Source organism: Kitasatospora sp. NPDC048540 (genome assembly GCF_040651175.1).
Lineage (GTDB): Bacteria > Actinomycetota > Actinomycetes > Streptomycetales > Streptomycetaceae > Kitasatospora.
Genome location: NZ_JBEZIR010000058.1, coordinates 1,602 through 20,728, shown reverse-complemented (window position 1 = coordinate 20,728; position 19,127 = coordinate 1,602). Strand labels below are relative to the sequence as shown.

At 69.5% G+C, this 19,127-nt stretch carries 14 protein-coding genes; 8 read left to right on the top strand and 6 right to left on the bottom strand.

Annotated features, from left to right (window positions below; genetic code table 11):
- Nucleotides 1-111 precede the first annotated feature (111 nt).
- From AB0D08_RS22445 to AB0D08_RS22435, 3 genes are all read left to right on the top strand, one after another.
- Nucleotides 112-1,314, top strand: coding sequence for a beta-1,3-glucanase family protein (locus AB0D08_RS22445; protein ID WP_033817991.1), 1,203 nt, complete (start codon nt 112-114; stop codon nt 1,312-1,314).
- Nucleotides 1,315-1,792: 478 nt separating this feature from the next.
- Nucleotides 1,793-2,725 carry a hypothetical protein gene (locus AB0D08_RS22440; RefSeq protein WP_359891013.1) on the top strand — a complete coding sequence of 311 codons (933 nt, stop codon included), beginning with the start codon at nt 1,793-1,795 and terminating at the stop codon, nt 2,723-2,725.
- A 44-nt stretch (nt 2,726-2,769) separates the two neighbouring features.
- Nucleotides 2,770-3,009: a hypothetical protein gene (locus AB0D08_RS22435; protein WP_033817993.1), complete on the top strand. Its 240-nt coding sequence runs from the start codon at nt 2,770-2,772 to the stop codon at nt 3,007-3,009.
- A gap of 64 nt (nt 3,010-3,073) precedes the next feature.
- Here AB0D08_RS22435 and AB0D08_RS22430 read toward each other — a convergent pair whose 3' ends face one another.
- From AB0D08_RS22430 to AB0D08_RS22410, 5 genes are all read right to left on the bottom strand, one after another.
- Nucleotides 3,074-3,826, bottom strand: coding sequence for a Pvc16 family protein (locus AB0D08_RS22430; RefSeq protein ID WP_359891010.1), 753 nt, complete (start codon nt 3,824-3,826; stop codon nt 3,074-3,076).
- Between the two features lie 100 nt (nt 3,827-3,926).
- On the bottom strand, nt 3,927-4,454 hold the full coding sequence (locus AB0D08_RS22425; protein WP_033817995.1) for a hypothetical protein: 528 nt from the start codon (nt 4,452-4,454) through the stop codon (nt 3,927-3,929).
- 131 nt (nt 4,455-4,585) lie between these two features.
- Nucleotides 4,586-5,245, bottom strand: coding sequence for a ferritin-like domain-containing protein (locus tag AB0D08_RS22420; RefSeq protein ID WP_051811634.1), 660 nt, complete (start codon nt 5,243-5,245; stop codon nt 4,586-4,588).
- Entirely contained in the window at nt 5,242-5,859 is a 618-nt protein-coding gene (locus AB0D08_RS22415; RefSeq protein WP_051811637.1) for a ferritin-like domain-containing protein, read from the bottom strand. Before AB0D08_RS22415 ends, AB0D08_RS22420 begins: the two co-directional genes overlap by 4 nt.
- Complete coding sequence (locus tag AB0D08_RS22410) at nt 5,856-9,404, bottom strand: putative Ig domain-containing protein (protein WP_051811639.1); 3,549 nt, start codon at nt 9,402-9,404, stop codon at nt 5,856-5,858. The genes AB0D08_RS22415 and AB0D08_RS22410 overlap by 4 nt, the downstream gene beginning before the upstream one ends.
- A gap of 412 nt (nt 9,405-9,816) precedes the next feature.
- On the opposite strand from AB0D08_RS22410, the gene AB0D08_RS22405 reads away from it, so the two are divergent.
- From AB0D08_RS22405 to AB0D08_RS22395, 3 genes are all read left to right on the top strand, one after another.
- Complete coding sequence (locus AB0D08_RS22405) at nt 9,817-10,443, top strand: response regulator transcription factor (protein WP_033817996.1); 627 nt, start codon at nt 9,817-9,819, stop codon at nt 10,441-10,443.
- A 104-nt stretch (nt 10,444-10,547) separates the two neighbouring features.
- Entirely contained in the window at nt 10,548-12,767 is a 2,220-nt protein-coding gene (locus AB0D08_RS22400) for a LuxR C-terminal-related transcriptional regulator (RefSeq protein WP_359891004.1), read from the top strand.
- A gap of 97 nt (nt 12,768-12,864) precedes the next feature.
- Nucleotides 12,865-13,407, top strand: coding sequence for an MOSC domain-containing protein (locus AB0D08_RS22395; RefSeq protein WP_199520245.1), 543 nt, complete (start codon nt 12,865-12,867; stop codon nt 13,405-13,407).
- A 794-nt stretch (nt 13,408-14,201) separates the two neighbouring features.
- Here AB0D08_RS22395 and AB0D08_RS22390 read toward each other — a convergent pair.
- Nucleotides 14,202-14,330 (bottom strand): hypothetical protein, encoded by a 129-nt coding sequence (locus AB0D08_RS22390; protein WP_359891001.1) that lies wholly within the window; start codon nt 14,328-14,330, stop codon nt 14,202-14,204.
- 492 nt (nt 14,331-14,822) lie between these two features.
- Here AB0D08_RS22390 and AB0D08_RS22385 point away from each other — a divergent pair, with 492 nt between their 5' ends.
- Complete coding sequence (locus AB0D08_RS22385; RefSeq protein ID WP_359890998.1) at nt 14,823-16,043, top strand: helix-turn-helix transcriptional regulator; 1,221 nt, start codon at nt 14,823-14,825, stop codon at nt 16,041-16,043.
- Nucleotides 16,044-16,817: 774 nt separating this feature from the next.
- A partial coding sequence (locus tag AB0D08_RS22380) for a kelch repeat-containing protein (RefSeq protein ID WP_359890995.1) occupies nt 16,818-19,127 on the top strand: 2,310 nt, incomplete at its 3' end.

Below are 19,127 nucleotides of genomic sequence, written 5' to 3'. Positions count from 1 at the left end.
GGCAATTTTCGTGCGTGCAGGTACTGTTGGGCGCAGATCAAGCAGGTTCTCCCCGAGAAGGCCTGCAGGAGAGACAAGTTGGCGATGGCCAGCACATGAGGAGAGAACGAGATGCGCACTCTCACGAAGGCCGCGATACTCGCGGCCGCTGCGCTCGTGGTACCGCTCACGTCGACTCTCGCCGTCGACGCCTATGCCGACGTCCCCTCGCCGGCCGCGGGCTCCGGGTTCCCGCTCCATATCAACGGGGGGGACGGTGACTACATAACGATCGTCGGTCAGCAGACGCCGGGGCATTACTCCTTCATCGGTTCCGAGGGCAATGTACTCCCGGTCACACAGCAGCCCGAACAGGGCATGTCGTTCCCGCTGGGTGAGGTGCATGACGGAGTGATCCCCATGCCGTCCCACCTGGAAGGCGGCCGGATCTTCGTCTCCAAGAAGCCCTTGGTGATGCCGGCGGCCACGGTGGACGGGCAGCCCAGCGACGCCGGATACGTCCAGCCGGACCTCAACAACCCCGGCGATCCCAACCAGGGCAACCCGTACGACTTCTTCGAGTACACCTTCGACAACGGTCACGTCCCCTTCGGCGGCAACACCACGCAGGTCGACGGGTTCTCGATCCCGATGACCGCGGAGCTGAAGCAGGACTCGTCGGGCTTCGACCGGACGGTCGGGATCCAGGGCATGACCGCCGGCCAGGTCGTCGACAGGTACAGGCAGTACGCCGACGGCACTCCGTTCGTCTCGCTGGCCAACGCGGACGGCAGCCACATCACGGCTCCCCGGTCGGCGGCCGCCTTCCAGTCGGGTGGAGCGGGTGTGACGTACTTCGACTCCGCGATCAAGAAGGCGTGGGACCAGTGGCAGGGCGACGGCCGGTTCAAGCTGACCGACGGGAACAACGTGTACGTCGGCGGCACGGAGGGAGCGGGCACGCAGCTCACCTACAAGAAGGAGGTCAACGGCCGGCAGGTCGGCGGCGGTACCGTGGCCATGCCCACCACGACGGATGTGGCGGCCTGCTCGGGAGCGCTCGCGTCGGGCAGTGACACCGACAAGTTCGTCGGGGCCCACCTGTGCGCCGCCTTCAACCGCGGGATCGCGCAGAACGACCCCGACACCTGGGGCGACACCGGCACCTTCTACCGGAACGCCCCGTTCAACGAATACGCCGCCTTCTTCCACCAGATCAGCGGCGACCGTCTCGCGTACGCGTTCGCCTATGACGACGTGCACAACCAGAGCTCCGTGATGATCCTCCCCAACGCGGACGCACCCACCAGCCTGACCCTCACGATCGGCTCCTGAGCCTGGCGATTCCGCGGATCCGCTCCAGAGCGCCCGCCCAGGTCGGGGCGGGTTACGGAGTCTCGCAGGCGACGGCCCGGCGGTACGTGGAGAGACCGTCGACCGAGCAGTTCGACGACCTTCAGGACGCCGCCGTCGCGGAAGCCGAGGGCTTTGCCGACGCTCGGACCGTCCCGCTCTGTCGGTGCCCGGGCTCAGCCGTGCCAAGGCCGCCGCGCTGATCCACGCCGAGACGATCGCCCGGGGTGAGCTGCGTCGGGCGGACCTGCTCCGGTTGGGCTGTCGAGGGGCTGCGGAGTACCGGCTTGCAGGTCAACGCCTTCAGCGGATCGGTGCCGCTCGCAGGCGCGCGCTCGCCGCTGCGGTCGCCGACGACCGTGTCCGCCTGGGCTCCACGCCGCCTCGGCCTGCGGGCCCGCGGGACAGGCGCCCGCTGGCGGCCCGGGCGTGGCGCGCCCTGGACCGGGAGCAGTACCGGATGATCGTGGACTCGGTGCTTGCGGAGCGTGGCATCGATCCTGTCCGTTTCCGGATGCCTGGTCAGGAGGTTTGGCGGTGGTGGAACGGCGTGGCCCCGGCGGGTCCCGGTCCGATGGACGCCGTTCCTGCTGCCGCTGGTCCTCCGAAGGCGGTCGCGGAGTTGCTCGCTCTTCCCGATGAGGAGTTCGTCGTGGCTCTTCTCCGGGACGCGTGGGAGGCCGAGAATCGGTTCCTCGCCCATGACGCGGTCGTCGAGCGTTGGGCGTCGACGGCCGCGACGGCCCGGGCGTGGGGGCGGTATGCCGTCGCACTGGCCGATCGGAGGGCCCTCGCCGCACCTTTTCTCAGCCGTTCTGCCGCCCTTGAGCGGCTCGGCGCGGTCTACAGGGATCTGGCCGTCCTCAATCTGCGTGCCCACGAGGCGCAGCAGGCTCGGAATTTCTTTGTGCGCCGGGTCTTCGCGGATCACTGTGCCCGCCGGTTGGCGCTCGTGCCCGACCTGCCGGGTCTGCTGGAGGAGGCGGTGGGTCGGCTGGTCGCGGTTGAGCCCGAGTTCGGGGGTGCGTTGCTCGAGTTGGTCGCCCGGCACGGGAGTGAGTGTCCGCGGGCGGCTGCGGGGTGTCTGTCGTGTCACCGCGGTCTTGCGGCGGCGCTCGGCGGTGGTGTGCCGGTGGCTGTTCCCGAGGATGCGCCCGGTGGGCGGATGCATGGGGATTACGCCACCCGTCATGCTCTGCTCGCCGATCTCCCGGGCGATCTACCGTGGGCGGTTGCGGATGCGGCGATCGGTTGCGAGGACTCGGCGGCCTGTGGTTGGGGGTGGGCGGCTGCGGATGGCGCGTCGGCCTGGGGGTCGTCGTACGCGTCCGGCATTGCGGAGGCCGAGCTGATCGGGCTCTGTGAGGCGGCTCTTCGGCTGCTGGAACGGTAACCCGGGCCGGACGGTGCTGGTGCTGTGTGACAACACCCAGGCCGTTGGTGCCGTCGCAGCCGCTCTTGCCGCCGGTGCTGTGGGGCCTGCTCGGTCGGGTGATCTCACACGGCGACCGTCTCGAAGTGCGGTGGCTGAAGGGGCACATCGGTCATGATCTCAATGAGACCGCCGATCGTCTCGCGTCGCTGGGTCTGCGCTCGGCGACCCGGTTCGTTCCCCCTGCCGAGGTCCGGCGGGTTCTCGGTGAGATCGGGCGGATGAGTCTTTCGGGGGTCGCGTAGGGGGCCGGGCGCCGGGGTTCTGCTCCGGGTGGGTTCCGGCCTTCCCGGTATGGCGGGGACAGGGTCAGTGTCTCGGTGTGTCCGTGCGGGGTGGGATCTCCGTGATCCCTCCGCGTCGTCTGCGGCGGGTAATCTCCTCCGTTGCGGGTGGCTGCGGCCTCGACGGGGTGGGGGTGGAGGGCAGAGCCGACCCGTGTGCCTGGTCCTGGGGGCCGAGTCGGCCCGCGCCGAGCACGATCTCGCGGGGCGCGGGTGCGAGGTCGGTCTCCAGCTGCGGCACGATGGGGACCGTCAGTTCCAGCACGAGGTGGGCGCGTGGTGTGATCCCGAGGCCGGACCACAGGCCGTGGACAGACCGGCCCCGGTCGTCGCCGCAGCGTACCGAGGTGGGGAGCCCGGAATCGGCGAGGGATCCGGTCAGGCAGTCTTCCGTGATCGAGTCGGTGGCCGAGCAGGCTTCGATGAGCCGGCCGATCAGGGTGTGCTCCTCCAGGGTGTGCTCTTCCAGGGTGTGCCGGGAGGGGTTCTGCGGGGCAGGGGTTGATCGGGGCCATGCGGTGGCCAGGTAGGAGACGCGGTAGTGGCGTGGGGCGGGTTGCCTGCCCACCAGCCGTCCGCCGTTCTCGCGTACCTCGGACCACCCGGAGCGGAGTGTCTCCTGCCCGCCTCTGCGGATGTCGCAGAGGAACAGGCTGACGAACGCCGTGTCACGTCCGTTCTGCCAGTCGGCCTGCGGTGTGTCGAATCTGACGGCGGTGCCCGGTGGGAGTGCGTTCCCGAGCCAGTTCGCCAGTGAGAGGTCCACGTCCTGCAGCATGCCCTGCTCCGCTTGTCGGTGGAACGAACGTATGGTCTCGCGAGGAGCTGCCCGTGGCCGAGCCGGTGACCGGCGCATCCGCCGGACCGCTGACCCGGTGTCACCGTGTCGGCGTGTCCGCGGGTTCCGCCGGGGCCGGTGCGGTGGGGCGCCCGCCGGTTCTCGTCCCTGCGGGCGGTGGGATCGTCCAGGGTCCGTCGGCCGTGTGCGAGCCGGTCCAGGTCCGGCTTCGCCACGATCCCGTTGCCGGGTCGTACCACTCGTAGATTCCGTTCCTGCGGTCGTGGCGGTGGTCGGGGAGGTGGTCGTCGTCGCCGGCGGGGATGGTGGTCCGGTGTGCGATGAGCCGGGTGAGCCAGTTGATGAATGCGCCCGGGTCTGCGCCGGGTGCGGTCAAGGTGGCGAACTCGGATTCGAGTCCGCTGTCGTGCTCGGAGAGCCAGTGGGAGAGCTCGGCCCGGTAGGTGTCGGCCCGCTCCGGGTGGTCGGGCCAGCGCCGATCGCCCGCGAAGGCCAGCACGGCCAGCTGCTCCACCAGGTGGGGGATTTCGGTGTACTGGAATCTGACGGTGCTGCGTGCGGTGAACCACTCGATGAGCCGTTCGACACCGGCGGTCTCCAAGGCCATGTGCGAACTCTCCTCGTCCCTGGCTGGCTGGATACGGATGGGTCGGGCTGCCGTCCGGTCCGGCACCGGTGTGCGGCCGGCCCGGTGCGGAGCTTCACGTTCCCGGTGGCCTCGGCTGTGGTCGTCCTGCGTCAGGCACCGGTGCCTGCTCCTTCGACGCCCGGTTCGAGGAAGCTCAGCACCGTGGAGCGCCCGCCGAGCAGGTAGCCGAGCGCAGCCGCGTGCATCGCCTCGACGGGTGCGATGGTCGCGGCTGCGAGTACGGCCGGCCCGTTCGCCTGCAGGCTGCCGGCCGCGGTGGTGTGGGTCTGTGCGGCGCGTTTCTCCAGGGCCTGGAGGAGGGGCACGACCTCGTCCACACTGCCGGCTGCTCCGAGGGCCAGCAGCTCTCCTCGGCCGGTCGGGGAGAGTGAGGTGACCGCTGGGCGTTTGGCGTCGCGCAGGATCGCGTTCCAGGTCTGCGCGTGCTGGGTGTGGTGCTCGACGGCCGCTTGTGCGAATGCGGACAGTGCGGGGACCGCGGGGCCGAGTTTCCCGGAGCTCAGGGCGGATTGCAGGGCCTGGTAGGCGCTGACGGCCTGGTTCTCCAGGGTTGCGGCGAGGGCCACGGTCCGCAGGTCGCCGGTGTACGGCAGCGGTGACGGTGCGCGGCGGCTGCTGCACGCCGTCAGTGCGAGGCCGATGCCCGCCCCTGCGGCGCCCAGGACGAAGACCCGCCGGGACGGCTCGGGGAGTGTCCAGTTCGCTGCGCCGGGGCCGGGGCCGGGTCGGGCCGTTCGGGATGTCCTCATCGCACCACCCCTTCGTTGATCGCGGAGGCGTCGGTGGTCGGGTAGTCGGCGTGGGGAATGCCCGCGGTTCCGAGTGCGGGTGGCAGCAGGTGGGCGGCGGTGCGGGGTGCGCCGGGCTCGGCCTGGCCGTCATCGAGCAGGCTGCGGATGATGAGGAGCTCGGATCCGTGCTGTGCCTCGACGGAGGCGACGTTCACGAAGAGCGATCGTAGGCCGCCGGTCTCGGTGAGGGTGGCGAAGCGGGTGCACGTCTGCGCGTTGATGCCTTCGAGCTCCGTGAGGAGGGCGACGAGGTGGGTCGGGTCGGTGATCTGGCCGAGCATGCGCCCGACGCTCGCGGCGTACCGCATGTCGGCGGTGTGCTGCGGGGCGGCGCCGGCCTGGGTGACGGCCTGGTTGAAAGCCGTCGCGTGTGCCGCGTGATGGGCCTTGTTACGGGCTATCAGCTCCCGCAGGTGGGCGTTGCCGTCACCGGCCAGGAAGGGCAGTGCCTCGGCCGAGGTGTAGGACGTGACGGCGAGGTTCTCCAGTGCGGCGGCGGTCTGCAGGACCTGGACGTCGAGCGGGGCCTGTGACGGGATCGGTTGCGGCGCCGCGGTGGGTGATTCGGTCATCGGGTGTCTCCCGCGGTCGCGCTGGGGCTCGGGGTGGGTCCGGGATCGGTCTGGACCGACACCGTGGACCGGGCGATGATCTTGTTCTGGCTGTTCGCCGGGTCGGTGGACGTCACGGTGACCGTGACCGTCGCCGTCTTCCCGTCGAGGTGATCGAGTGTCCCGGTGATGACTCCGGTGGCGGGGTTGATCACATCGCAGTCGTCATGGTCGACGGTGTCGCACGGCAGGCCCGTGGCGGAGTATTCGAACGTCGCACCGGGGTATCCACCGCTCGGGACCGCGGCCACCGCCTTGAAGCTCAGTGCTTCGCCCGCCGTCTGCTTGGCGCTGGTGTTGAACTTCACCACCAACGGCACCACCGTGGCCGTCAGGCGCAGCGTGGTGGTGACGGACTCGCCGAGGGCGTCCTTGACCGTGACCTTTCCCTGGTAGGTGTCCGGGGCGCAGGTGATCTGGACGGTTTTCTGGGTTCCGGTCGGCGGTTGGTCGGCGCGCGCGGCGGGAGGTTGGCTGCACGGCCCGTCGGGGATGCCGGAAAGTTCGCCGATCGCAGGGGCGAAGGTGAGTCCGTTGAGAGTGTTGGCGGGTGGTGTCGTCGTCGCGGTGAACTCGTAGGTGTAGGGGGCTTTGCCTCCGACGGGTTTGATCGCGGTGCGGAACGGTTTGCCGATCTCGCCGGTCCAGTCGTCCGCGGGCTGGACGGTCAGCGGGTTGATGACCGTGATGGTCAGTACGGTGTTGGCGGTGACGCTGTAGTCGGTGGTGTCGCTGACGGTGAGGGTGAACTGGCGTGGTCCGAGGGTGCTGGAGGGGAGGTTGGGGACGGTGCCGCTGATACGTCCGGTGGAGGCGTCGAGCTGGAAGCCCGGGGGGAGCGCGCCCTGGGTCACGGACCAGAGGTAACGGCCCGATCCGCCGTTCACACCGGTCGGTTCCACTCCCGGGTAGGGGAATCCCAGGGCCGCGTCGGGGAGCACCGGCATGGAGAAGGACAGCGGTTGGGTGACGGTCAGCGGGATGGTGAGGGTCGCGTTCTGCAGCGGGGGGCCGGAGTCGGTGACGGAGATGTCGAGTTTCACGGCGCCGGTCTGCACGGGGGTTCCGCTGAGGACCCCGGTGGAGGAGTTGAGGCTGAGGCCGTTGGGCAGGTTGGCGGAGGTGACGGACCAGGTGTAGGGCGCTCTGCCACCGGTGGCGGTGAGGGTCTGTGAGTACTGCTGGCCGGTCAGCGCGTTGGGCAGGGCGGTCGTGGTGATCCGCAGTGATCCGGCGACGGTGATCGTGAGGGATTCGGTGGCGGTCAGCGGGGGTGTGCTGGTGTCGGTGGCCCGGACGCCGAACGGGAAGCTGCCGGTCGCGGTGGGGGTTCCGGTGATGGTTCCGTTGGGTGCCAGGGTCAGGCCCGGCGGGAGGGTACCGGTTGGTGTCCACACGTAGTTCGGGGATCCGCCCGCGGCGGTGAGTTGCGCGGAGTAGCCGAGCCCGATGGCCGCCGCCGGGAGGCTGGAGGTGGTGGTCGCGAAGCCGGTCACCACTTTGGTGGTGAAGGCCTGGGAGGTGGTGCGGGCCGGCGCTCCGGCGTCGGTCACCAGGACGGTGAAGGTCGACGAGCCGTTCATCTGCGGGGTTCCGCTGACGGTACCGGTGGCGGCGCCGAGGGTCAGTCCTTCCGGCAGTTTGCCGGCGGAGACGGACCAGGTGTACGGGCCGGTTCCGCCGGACGCGCCGAGGGTCTGCGAGTACTGGGCGGTGGCGACGCCGTCGGGGATGGCGAGGGTGCTCATCAGCAGGGGCTTGGCGACGGTCAGGGACAGGTGCTGGGTGGCGGACTGGTTGGGTGAGGCCGAGTCCGTGACCTCGACGGTCAGGTCGGAGCTGCCGGCCTGGGTGGGTGCGCCGCTGATGGCCCCGGTGGTGGCGTCGAGACTCAGTCCGCTCGGCAGGGTTCCCTGTCCCGGTGCGAGTGCCCACTTGTAGGGTGCGGTGCCGCCGACCGCGGCGAGCGTCTGGGTGTACGCGGTGCCCGTGGTGGCGGACGGCAGTGACGAGCTGTCCACGGCGAGGGTGCTGAGGACGGTCAGTTTGACCGCTCTGGTGGCGGACTGGGAGGGGGGTCCGGCGTCGGCCAGGTGCACGGTGAGGGAGGCGGTTCCGGCTGCGGTCGGGGTTCCGCTGATCACGCCTGTGCCCGGGGCCAGGGACAGGCCCGGTGGGAGTGCTCCGGTGCTGATGGTCCAGGTGTACGGGGCGGTGCCGCCGGCGCCCGCGAGGGTGTGGGTGTAGGGCTTGCCGAGTGCGGCCTGCGGCAGGTCGGTCGTGGAGACGGACACCGGGCCGACGACGGTGACCATCACCGAGCCGGACAGGACGGGCGGGCCGGAGGGGTCCGCCGCGGGACTCTGGGCGGCGCCGTCGGAGGCTTTCGGTGGCGCGGGGGCGTTGGTGGCCGCCGGGGACGCGGTGGCGGTGGCGCTGGTGGCCGTGATGGTCGCCGAACCCGGGCTGAGCGCGGTCACCTGGCCGCTCTGGGACACCGTGGCGACACGGGGGGCCGAGGAGGTCCACACCAGTTTGGGCAACGGCCCGGACCCGGAGGTGAAGGTCCCGGTCACCGTGGCGAGGTCGCTCGCCCCGGTGACGAGGGTCGGTGAGGCGAGTTTGAGGGCCAGCGCGGTCGGCGGTGCCGGTTTGGGGCTCTCCTTCTGCTTGTCGCCCGCGCCGGCCGCGGCGGACTGCGCCGAGTCCGCTGCGTCCTGCGCGTGCGCCGCCGCGGACGCGGCGGTAGCGGCGGAGTGCACGACCGGGCGCAGCACGTTGATCCACAGCGCGAACAGCAGGCCGGCGGCCACGATCGAGATCGCCAGCGCGGGGAGCAGCCATTCGGGGAGGGTCTGTTTCTCCAGCATCACTCCCTCGGTCTTCGTGGTCTGTCCCTGTTCGGGTACCGCGTGGACCTCGAACGGGAGGGTGCGGTTCGGTCCTCTGAGGAAGGTCTTGCGGGGTACCGTCTTGACTCTGACGAACGTGGCGGTGCCGGGGCGCGCCACGAAGACGGCGGGCCTGGTGCGGAAGCCGAGCTTGACGTCCGGGTCGAGCGTCTCGATCCGCAGTCGCTCAGGCCGGTTTCCGCGGTTCTCCACGACCAGCTTGAACCGGGCCGCCCGGCGTCCGGTCGAGCTCTTGGGCACGAGCTGCGCCCCGAGTTCGCCGAACTCCCCGACATGGACCGTGCCTTCCTCGATGCACGAGCCGTCGGGGTCCTCCTTGGACATCGCGCGGAGACCGAAGCGTAGTTCGCCCGGGGTCAGGGAGGCGGCTCGCGGTGGCCGGAAGGTGACCCGGATGCGTTCGAAGGCTCCGGGCAGGAGATTGGCGCGGGCCGGTTCGACGCTCGCCCACTGCGCAGCCTCGCCGAGCACGTCGAGCAGGATCTGGTCCACCACCATGCCGGTGTTCTCGACGCGCAGGACGCAGGCGGTCTCTTCACCGGGTACGACCTCGACCGCGTCGCTGCCGTCTTCGAAGGTGACCGAAACACCCATCTGCTCTTCTCCTTCCGCGGCCCCCGAAGGCGTGCTGCCGGCCGGTCGGGCCGGCGGGGCCGTCCGGGGGACGACGCGGCCGGCGCATGACAGGGCGTTCGAGGCGTCCCGTGGTGGATCAGCCTGGCAGCACGCCGGAGCCGGGGGCCTGCGTCAAACGGCAGACAACTGCGCAGCCGTGGGGCCTGCGGTGCCGCGCGATGAGGGCGCGGCGCCTTCTCCATCCCGCCGAGGCGGGTGCGCGATTAGGTACCGGCTAGGGATGTCCCTAGTCGACACGGGCGATCATGACATGGACATTTGTGGGGGCTGGAGGCTCACCCCGGAGCGGACGGAATCCCGGCGGTGGTGCGAGCCCGGCCACCGCTGCCCGCGTACGAGCGCCGGGCCACCGTCGGACCTGGAGGTTTCCGTGGAAGGCCGTGTACAGGTGGCGATCTACGCCGATGACCCGCTCACCCGCACGGGGTTGGCGACCGAGTTGCGCCGACGCCCGGACATCGAACTCGTCGAACCCACGGCCGGCGGCTCGGCCCGGGTGGTGGTGCTGGCGCTCGACGCGCTGACGGCGTCGTCCCTCGAACTGATCAGGATGATGCGCTCACGGGAGGGTACGCAGGTCGTCCTCGTCATCTCCTCCCTGTCCGACGACGAGTTGCTGGCCGTCGTGGAGTCGGGCGCGTGCTCGGTGCTGTGGCGGTGGGAGGCCACCACCACGTGGCTGTCGCGGGCGGTGGTCAGAGCGGCCACCGGCGAGGCGGCCCTGCCTTCCGATCTGCTGACCCGGCTGCTCAAGCGGGTGGGCAGGATCCAGCACGACGTGCTGCGCCCCCAGGGGTTGTCGCTGGGCGGGCTCTCCGACCGTGAGCGGCGGGTGCTGCGGCTGGCGGCGGACGGCTTCGACACCGACGAGATCGCAGGTGAACTCGCCTACTCCAAGCGGACCGTGACCAGTGTGGTGCACGACATCACGGTCCGGTACCAGCTGCGTAACCGAACGCATGCGGTTGCTTACGCCATCCGCGAAGGTCTGATCTGATGACGCGTCACGATCAGATCCAGCCAACTCGTTCGGCTCCAGCCTCGTCGTCGGCGCTGTGCACCACCAGCCTCGGCGGCCACCCGTGCAGAGCAGGAGGCCCCTTGTCGACCGCCATCGGTGTCTGGTCCTTTCCACCCACCCGCCGCCTCCGGCCGGAGCCCGGGTCGGAGGCGGTCCCGTCGTCGGGTCCGCGCGAGACCACGCCCGTCGACGCGGAAGCGGACCGGTCCGGGACCGCGTACGAGCCGTGGCCGGACACCGCGTTCACGCGATCACTGCGGGCGCTGTCCCAGCCGAGCCGACGGCTGCTGGCGGCGATGGCCGTGGTGGACCAGGAGACCCCGCTGCCCGTCCTCGCGGTCATCGCCGACCTGGCCGATCCCAGCGCGGCGCTCGACGACCTCGTGGAGGCCGGATTCGTCACCTGGTTCCCGCTGGGGCTCACCGAACCGGTCGCCATCGCCTCGGCCGCGCTCCGCGACGCCGTGTACCAGGACCTGCCTCTGTCGCTGCGCCGCACCCTGCATCTCGCCGCGTCCGAGCAGATCAGCGGCGTCGGGGGGTTACGGCACGCGCTGCTCGGCACCCGTCGGCGCGACCCCGCGCTCGCCGCCCGGCTGGAAGAAGAGGCGGTGCGCTACCACGACGCCGGGGACAGCGAACAGGCCGGGACACTGCTCCTGTGGTCCGCCGACGTGTCGGCCGACCACACGGAACGCGAACGCCGGCTCCGCCAGGTGGCGCGGTGGGGCGAGCGGACGCCCACCGCGGTATGGGCCGCGCCCCTCGGACAGCGCCTCACCCTCATCGGACCGAGCGTGGAACGCAACCTGTTCCTCGGCCGTCTGGCCACCCGCGAGGCCCGTTACGCGACCGCACGCGCCCTGCTGGACCAGGCGGCCGCTCTCGCCGGCGACCTGCCCGCACCGGCCCGCGCGGACGTCGACCTGGCGACCGCGGCCCTGCACTCGGACACCGCAGCCGTGCAGGCCGAGGAGCAGGTCGCGCTGTCGCTCCTGGCACACGGCGGACTCCGGGACGAACACCGGCAGTGGGCACTGTACTTCGCGGCCGACGCACACGGCAGGATCCACCACTCGCCCGTCGCCGCTCTGCACCGGCTGGAGGCTCTCGCACCGGGGTTCCGTTCCTCACCCGGCGACCGGACCGACCGGGGCCTGCTGCTCTGGGCGCGCGGTACCTGGCTCACCCAGAGCGCACGGCCCGCCGAGGCGCTGGGTGACCTGCACGGTGCGCTGCGCTCCCACGACGGCGCGGCCGAGCGCGTCCTCGCCCTGACCTATGCCCACCTCGGCTACGCCTACTTCCAACTCGGCGACTGGTCGGCTGCACTGCGCGAGGCGCATGAGGCGATCCGGGCGGCCGATGCGCGCAACGACCGGCGTGACGCCGTCCCGGCGACCGCGCTGGCCGCGTGCATCACCGCGCTCCGCGGCGACTGGGACATGGCGGCCGCCCACACGGACACCGTCACCGCGGACCACCGCGCCCTGGGACCGGCCCACTTCGGGGTGTTCCCGGCACTGGCCGCCGCGACACTGGCCCGGGCGCGCCAGGAACCCAGCCGCATGCTCACGGCGCTCACCCCGGTGGCCGCACAGCCGGACCTGTTCTCCCTGCACCAGTTGTGGTGGCGGCCACTGCACGTCGAGGCCCTCGTCAGGACCGGCAGACTGCGCGAGGCACGTCCGGCACTCGCCGGCCTGCGCACCGCCGCCGAGCCCGGCGCCCGCCTGACGGCGACCCTGGCCCGGCTCGAGGGCCGGCTCACCGCGGCCGAGGGCGACCCGGCGACCGCGACCGACCACCTGGCCCTGGGAATCGAGCGCGCGGCCGGCGAGGACTCCCCTCTCGCCCTGGCCGAACTCGACGAGGAGTACGGCAGGCAGCTGTTGTTGCAAGGCGCCCGGCGCCGGCGGTCCGCGATCAGGTCCCTGGTGTCCGCGCACGAGCGTTACCGCGAACTCGGCGCGCGGCCGTTCGCCGAACGGTGTGTCAGACAGCTCCGGGAGGTCGGTGTGGAGATACCTCAGCCGGCGACGGGTGACAGGACCGCGAACCTGCCGACGGCCGACCGCACCCCCACCGCCCTCACCGAGCAGCAGTACCACATCGCCCGGCTCGCCTCGGACGGCATGACGAACCAGCAGATCGCGCACGGCCTCTTCGTCAGCCCCAAAACGGTCGAGTACCACCTGGGAAACATCTTCGCCATGCTCGGCATCACCTCCCGCCGCCAACTGCCCGCCAGTCTCCGCATGCTGACGGCGGTACGCCGGGAGGCATACGGGCCGGCCTGAGGTCGTACCCCGCGGCTGTCCGGCCGGGTGTTGTGCTCCGAGGGCCGCGGGCTAGGCTCCTGACGAGATCATCGCCACCGAGCAGGAGGTCCGCGGGATGGGCGGGACTGTGACAGCGGTCAGCAGCAACAGCGAGTACTCGTTCACCAAGCCCAACCGGGCCGGCATCATGCTGCTTGCCGGGCTCGGTGTGGAGGGGGACGTACACGCCGGCGTCACGGTCAGACACCGCTCACGTGTCGCGCAGGACCCCACCCAGCCGAACCTGCGTCAGGTCCACCTCATCCACGAGGAGCTCTTCGCCGAAGTCGGGGAAGAGGGATTCTCCGTATCGCCCGGCGAACTCGGCGAGAACATCACCACCAGCGGAATCGACTTGCTCGGCCTGCCCGTCGGCACACTGCTGCACCTCGGCGACGAGGCGATCGTGGCGGTCACCGGCCTGCGCAATCCCTGCCTGCAGATCGACGTCTTCAAGGACGGCCTGCTGAAGAGGCTCGTCGGCCGCGACGAGGCCGGGACCATCGTACGTAAGGCCGGCATCATGGGCGTCGTCCGAGAAGGCGGCGTGGTGCGTCCCGGCGACACCATCACGGTGGAGCTCCCGGACCAGCCGCATCGGCCCCTCGACCGGGTCTGACCCTCCTTTCCTCCTTTGCGAGCGAGCCGGCCGGGTCCGGCCTCGATCGCGGGTCGGCCCGTAGGCGGCCGGAGCCCGGAGGTCACGGCCATCGGCCGCACCACCTCCCCCGCTCCACCGGTTGCTCCCGGTTTCGATCACCGTCGAAGGCGATCGTCCTCGCCGTACACGGCACCGCACAATCAGTCGTGCCGGTTTGAGCAGCGCTCGAAAGGCCCGGAAGGCCGGCATCCGCACCACCACCACCCGGAGGATCCGGCACGCAGCGACGACGGCAACGGCAAAGACTATTTCAAAGCATTGTCATGGGCGCGACACTTCAGCCATCCTCACCGCTGTGAGCACACCCGCTCCCCCGCCCGCCACCCGCACCGCCTCCGGACCTCGCACAGCACCGTCATCGAACCGCCCCCTCGTGACCGGGGAGAGCCGACCGCCCGGGTCACCCGGCGGTGCCGTCGCAAGCGAAGGGAGAACCCGTGCACCCGGCAGACCGAGGAGACCAGGCGATCCGGCCGTGGGCCGGGGCCGGGACACCGCCCGGGGACGGACCGAGGTGGCGCCGGACGGTCCCCACCGAGGACGACATCCCGCTCCGGAAAGCGATGCGATCGCCGACCCGGAACCGGCCCGTGACCGAAGTGACCCGCACCGCCCCGGCACCGGCACGGCCCCCGGGTCCAGGGCTCACATGGATCCACGTCACCGGGGGTGCCCAGGCCTGCCGCACCTCGCCCGACCGGGAACACGACCACGACGTGGCACCCGCGGCACCCGAACTGCGCCCCACGGGACTACGGGCCCTCCACCGTGCCGCCCAGGCCCACGACGCAGACCACGCACTCGCCCACCGCGCACTGGCAGCAGACCGCCCCGATCCGGCCCTGGCCGCAGCGCTGGAGGACGCCGCCCTGAACGGCCAAGGGCCCCTCGGCGCCCGTTCCGTCGCAACCCGCCAACTCCTGGTGTGGGCAGCCGACCTCAGCACCACCCGCGCGCAACGGGAACGCCGACTGCTGCTGGCCGCACTTCACGAGGTGTACGAGGGAGTGCCCGGGAACGGAACCCTGTGGACGCGGATCGAGACGCTGCCGCCGTCACCTCTGCGATGCTGCGCACTGGCCGGCCGCGCGCTCCTCCAGGACCGGCTCCGTACGGCGGGGATCCGACTGCAGGCCGCCCGCGACGCCCTGGCCGCCACAACCGCGCCCCCGGCACCGGGCGACGGCGACGGCGACCAACCACATGCGCATCCCCGAGGGGAGGACCCGTACTTCGCGCTCGCGGCGATCGAGACCCTGGCGGCCGCCCTGGCGTGCCGCACGGCACGGGGCACAGCAGCCGTCGACGCCGCGGGCAAGGCGCTCAACGCCGCGAGCCGGGACACGGTCCAGACCCGCACCGCACGGCGTCTGATGCTGATCGGCCACTCCTACACCGCCGGCCCTCGTGAAGTCCTGGCCGCCCTGGGCGAGCAGGACTTCGCCGTGACAGCGCCGGCGACCGTGCCGGTGCGGCCACCGGAGCACCTGGAACCGGAACTGCTGCTCCTACGCGGAGAGAGCCGACTACTGGTGGGCGAATTCGCGGCCGGCACGAGCGATCTGGAATGCCTCGTCCAACGTCACACCGGACACCGGGGGCACCCGGTACGGCTGCGCGCGCTGGAACGACTGGCGCTGGCACACTTCCTGGACGGGAACTGGCAGGGCGCCGATGACGCCGTCGAGCGCATCGACGCGGCCGGAGGCGGCACGGCCGGACAGGCATTGCGCACGATGCTGCTCGCCGCGCGCGGATCGGCCACCACGTCACCACCGAGCGGAACGCCGGTACCGGCACACCGCAGGGCGTTCGAAGCCGACGACCCCGAGCGCCTCGTCATCGCCGTGTCCGCGGACGCCATCGGCCTGCTCGCGCGCCGCCGCTACGCGGACGTGCTCAGGGCGACCACGCCACTGACCGACGACTCCCACGATCTGCACGACGCACCGCAGAAGTTCGCACCGCTGTGGCTACCCGCCCGTGCGGAGGCGATGGTCGAGACAGCGGCAGCGGCAGCGGGGGCGAGGGCGGGGGCGACAGCCGAGGTGGAGGCGGAGGCGAGTCTGGACGAGCTGCGCCGGTGCGGCGGTCGCAGCCCCCACCTGATGGCCACCTTCCACCGACTCGCAGGCCGGGCGGCCGAGTATCGGCAGGAGCCGGCACTGGCGGAACGCGAGTACCGGGCGGGCCTGTGGACCGTCACAACGGGTATCCGGGTCCCGCGCCTGGAGGTGGCTCAGATCGAGCACGCGTACGGCCGGTTCCTGTGCTCTCTCGGGCGGTCGGCGGAGGGACGCGGACGGCTGCAGCGGGCCCAGGACATCTTCGTATCACTCGGTGCGTTCGCGTTCGCCCGCCGTGGCGAGCACGATATCAGCGCCGCTGCCCCCGTGGCTTCGCGGCCCCCGTTCGTCGATCTGACCGAGCGCGAAGCGGAGGTGGCCCGGCTGGTCTCAGCGGGGTTGACCAACCGCCGGGTCGCCGAGGAGCTGTTGATCAGCGCGAAGGCGGTGGAGTACCACCTCGGGAAGATCTACCCGAAACTGGGGGTGCGCACGCGGGGCGAGCTCACGAACAGATGGCCGGGCTGACACCGCCGGGGCCGGTGACAGGACAGCCGCGCTGCTGCCCCTGCTATGTGGAGGCGGTCCCGGTCACGGCCCGGTCGCGGGACTGCCAGGAGCGCGGATCGTGGAAGTCGACGAAGTGATCGACGGCCTGGTGGCCACCGGAGAACCAACCGACGGACCTCGTACGTGCCGGGCCTCGTCGGTGCAGTGCCACTCGTATACGGTATATCCCGATCAGCCGGGCGTCGGCCCAGTGGGAGGCCGTCCGGCCGAGCGTGAAAAGTCGACAGAAAGACGATCCGTCTCGGGACTACGGATTGCAGCAGGAATTTACTTCACACTCGGCCCGGCTGGGAACTTGCCCATACCAGCCAAACTCATTGCCCCAAGAGTCCGGATTCCTTCCCTAAAATCGGCACAGCGGGCCAACTGGGATCAGCATCAGCGCGGCGACACTGGTCTTCCAGACACGGGCGGTGACGCCCACTGCCACAAGGAGATGCCGTGGCTATCCACGCACCTGGCGCTCTGCGCTGGCTGGCCCGCCACGCACTATCCCGTGTCAGTACCGAACTCCCACCAACGATGTCCGCAGCTCCCCGCCCTCCAGAACCTGCCGACGGTGGCACGGCCCCTGGTGAACGCCCGGCATCGGGAGTGCCACCAGCCGGCAGGGAGCAGAAGCGGTCTCTACTGGGGATCATGAGCGCGATCGGATTGATCGGCGGCACCCGACGCCGACGCTGCCTCGCCTCGGACAGTGATCCAGAGCCCGCCCTCCCGAACCCTGGGATCATGCGCACCTCCAGAAGAGCCGTCCCGCGCAGATCAACCATACGTGCCATCCTCGCTGCACTCCTCACCACTGGCCTCGCGCTATCCGGTCTCGCTCTCTTCACCAGCACCACTCACGCCGCAGGTCTTTGGACTTTCACTAGCAACGACATGGCCCATGCCCGCGGAAACGCGACGGCAACGGCCCTTCCAGACGGCAAAGTACTCGTCGCCGGAGGAATCATCAATGGCACTGTACTGAAATCTGCCGAGATATACAATCCGTCGACAAATCTTTGGACCAGCACACCGGACATGACCCATGCCCGCACGGACGCGACGGCGACGGCCCTTCCAGGCGGCAAAGTACTCGTCGCCGGCGGCTCCGGCAGCAACGACGCAACCGACAATCTCGACTCTGCCGAGATCTACGATCTATCCACAAATACATGGTCCGAAACAAAGACAAACATGGCCTTCGCCCGCGAGCTCGCTACGGCGACGGCCCTGTCCGATGACGAAGTCCTCGTCACCGGTGGCATAAACAGTGTCGACGGCGTACTGAGCTCTGCCGAGATTTACGATCAGTCCGATAATTCTTGGACCGTCGCAAGCAGTATGACCAACGCCCGCCTCGGCGCGGCGGCAGCACGGGTCGGCGATAAAGTACTCATTGCCGGTGGCGTTGGAAACAGCGGCGTGCTCAAATCTTCCGAGATCTACGATCCGTCGACAAAAAAGTGGGCCAACACGGACATGACCCAAGCCCGCGCAGGCGCGACGGCGACGACCTTGTCCAGCGGAAAAGTCCTCGTCGCGGGAGGATTCGGCAGCAGAAACGACGCACTGAGCTCCGCCGAGATCTACGATCCGTCGGCTATTCCACCGACAGAATCTTGGACCGCAACATCAAGCATGGCCGAAGCCCGCGAGTTTGCGACGGCGACGGCTCTGCCAGACGGCAAAGTCCTGGTCGCAGGTGGCAATGGAAATAGCGACAACAGCCTGGCGACGGCAGAATTGTACGACCAGAATCAAGGTCGCTGGGCTAGCGCCGGCAGCATGAACTCTCCCAGGACCAAGGCCTCTGCAGCGATACTACCGAATGGAAACGTCCTTGTTGCGGGAGGGATCCAATCCGGGCCCCTAGCGTCAGCCGAGGTTTACTGGCCAACTCCGGCACAAACAACTATTCCACAAGTAGATAGCTACGGATTCTCCCACACATACACCCAGTCAAACTTCGACTACTTGCCGGTCTGGCGAGATGACAACACCTTCACGATATCACTAAAATCCCCAAGCCAGTCCACCCCGACACCTCCGGGGTCAATTACTTTCAGCAGTCAAATAAAGGGGGTCAATACGGATACATCCGTAAATATCGTCAACGGAATCGCCAAGGTCCCCATCACAAACAAGCCGGGGCACTATAGCTACTTTGTAACATACAATCCGTGCTCGATAGGGGAAAATCAGTGCGCCGCAAGTGAATTCTATTCCGCATCTGAAATTATTTCAGGATTGCATGTTTTCGACGTCGTGAAGGAGCAGTCGAAAACAATCTTGGGCGCAATTCCGACAGTTGATTCCTGGGCGCCCGGGAAGTCCGTGGAGCTCACCGCCACTATAACAAATCCTAACAACAATGAAGCGCCGACCCCCACTGGGACAGTGGAATTCTTGGACGGCCAAACCAGCCTGGGCAGTGCTCCCATCGGCATCGATGGAAAATCCCATCTGACCACTCAGATGAGTGCGGGCCAGCACGATATCTTCGCCAAATACTCCGGTAGCGGCGTTTACGAGGCAAGTGATTCCGCCAGACTCAGTCAGACCGTCGCCAAAGCCGAATCGGAAACAACCATCAACCCGGCCGCGACCCCGCCGACCGCCGGCACCAAAGCCACCTACACCGTCACCGTCACCACCCCCTCCGGCCTGACCCCCACCGGAACGGTCGCCCTCACCGCCGACGGCAACCCGGTCACCTCCCCGAACGGAGGCGACCTGACCGCCCAACCCGACGGCAGCATGGCAGCCACCTTCACCCTCGACCACGCCGTCGCCGACACCAAACTCCACGCCACCTACAGCGGTAACGCCAACCTCAACGGCAGCACCGACGACCTCACACAGACCGTCACCAAAGCCGAATCGGAAACAACCATCAACCCGGCCGCGACCCCGCCGACCGCCGGCACCAAAGCCACCTACACCGTCACCGTCACCACCCCCTCCGGCCTGACCCCCACCGGAACGGTCGCCCTCACCGCCGACGGCAACCCGGTCACCTCCCCGAACGGAGGCGACCTGACCGCCCAACCCGAC

Coding starts and splice junctions, on each gene's coding strand:
- AB0D08_RS22410 (WP_051811639.1), bottom strand. CDS start 9,404: ATGGGTGTTTCGGTCACCTTCGAAGACGGCAGCGACGCGGTCGAGGTC.
- AB0D08_RS22440 (WP_359891013.1), top strand. CDS start 1,793: ATGATCGTGGACTCGGTGCTTGCGGAGCGTGGCATCGATCCTGTCCGT.
- AB0D08_RS22425 (WP_033817995.1), bottom strand. CDS start 4,454: ATGGCCTTGGAGACCGCCGGTGTCGAACGGCTCATCGAGTGGTTCACC.
- AB0D08_RS22445 (WP_033817991.1), top strand. CDS start 112: ATGCGCACTCTCACGAAGGCCGCGATACTCGCGGCCGCTGCGCTCGTG.
- AB0D08_RS22420 (WP_051811634.1), bottom strand. CDS start 5,245: ATGAGGACATCCCGAACGGCCCGACCCGGCCCCGGCCCCGGCGCAGCG.
- AB0D08_RS22415 (WP_051811637.1), bottom strand. CDS start 5,859: ATGACCGAATCACCCACCGCGGCGCCGCAACCGATCCCGTCACAGGCC.
- AB0D08_RS22385 (WP_359890998.1), top strand. CDS start 14,823: ATGCTGATCGGCCACTCCTACACCGCCGGCCCTCGTGAAGTCCTGGCC.
- AB0D08_RS22395 (WP_199520245.1), top strand. CDS start 12,865: ATGGGCGGGACTGTGACAGCGGTCAGCAGCAACAGCGAGTACTCGTTC.
- AB0D08_RS22430 (WP_359891010.1), bottom strand. CDS start 3,826: ATGCTGCAGGACGTGGACCTCTCACTGGCGAACTGGCTCGGGAACGCA.